This window comes from Limnofasciculus baicalensis BBK-W-15 (assembly GCF_024178385.1).
GTDB classification, from domain to species: domain Bacteria; phylum Cyanobacteriota; class Cyanobacteriia; order Cyanobacteriales; family Coleofasciculaceae; genus Limnofasciculus; species Limnofasciculus baicalensis.
Map to the genome: position 1 here is coordinate 1 of NZ_JAMZMM010000720.1, position 1,267 is coordinate 1,267.

At 31.3% G+C, this 1,267-nt stretch carries 1 protein-coding gene and 1 pseudogene; both read left to right on the forward strand.

The window, feature by feature from the left end; all coding sequences use genetic code 11:
- On the forward strand, positions 1–951 hold a 951-nt coding region (locus NJ959_RS29720), incomplete at its 5' end, for a tetratricopeptide repeat protein (protein ID WP_254015362.1).
- Positions 935–1,267, forward strand: a pseudogene (locus NJ959_RS29725) (hypothetical protein); the annotation flags it as partial. The gene NJ959_RS29720 and the pseudogene NJ959_RS29725, both read left to right, overlap by 17 nt.

Genomic DNA, 1,267 nt, shown 5'->3' on the forward strand with positions numbered 1-1,267 from the left:
TTTTGTAATGTAGAAGAATGGACAAAAGCAGTTAGAATTGTTGCTTATCGTTTACCTACTGCTGAAAATAAAGAATTACATAAACAGCTTGATACTTGGGGTTACTATTCTGAACAAATTAAACTTTACAAAAATATTATAGGAAAGTTAAATCAAAATGTAAATGCTGTATTACTAATTGGTTTAGGAGTTGCTTACGAGAATCTAGGAATATACTTTAAATCTATTGAATGCTATCAACAAAGTTTAGAAACTGCAAGAGAAATAAATGACTTAAATATTCAATCTTCCGCCCTTACTTGTCTTGGTTTAGCAAACCATACTATGGGTAAGTATGATCAAGCAATTAAAATTTTTCAAGAATCCTTAGTTATTGCTAGTGCAATTGGAAACCGTCAACTTAAAGGAGCAGCTATTGGTAATATGGGTTTATCATACCGAGCTTTACAAGAATATACAAAAGCATTTGAATGTCATATTATTCACTTAAATATAGCGAAAGAAATTGGCGATCTTCAAGCAGAAGGAAACGCATGGGGTGGTTTGGGTGTAGCATACGAGAAATTAGGTGAATATCAAAAGGCTATTGACTCTCAGAAAAAACGTTTAGAAGTTGCGAAAAAGATCGGAGATCGTCAAGGAGAAGGAAATGGCTTAGGTAATTTAGGTAATGTTTATCGCTTACTTGGAGACTTTGATAAAGCAATTGATTACCAACAAGAACATTTATCTATCGCAAAAGAAATTGATGATTTTGAAGGACAAGGAAATTCTTTATATAATTTAGCTGAAATTTATTATGAGTTAGCAAATTTTAGACTTGCAATTGACTATTGTAATCAGGCTTTATCAATTGCAATGAAGTTAGATATTCCTCTTGTTAAAGAATGTCAAAAGTTGCAAAAACAACTGAAAGTTGCTCAGGAGGTTAAAGATGAGCAACCAGATTGAGAAACAATTTCCACAACAGCAATCGCCTGATAATAGTGGTATTATACCATCTAGTAAGTTTGTTTTAGAAAAGCTAGGTATAGATTCAGCAGAGATTAAGTTTATTAAACCTCGATGGAAAAGGAGTTGTTATAGAGCTATCTTCAATTGGTTAACTAAATATCAATTATTTGATAATATTTCTAATTTAGAGAAAGTCAGAGGTTTAACTGAGGCATTTTATCATCTTTGTGAAATAAATTCTTTACAACAAGCAAGTGAAATATTATTTGCTGTTTTAAATACGCCTACAAAAGAACAATTACATAATCAGCTT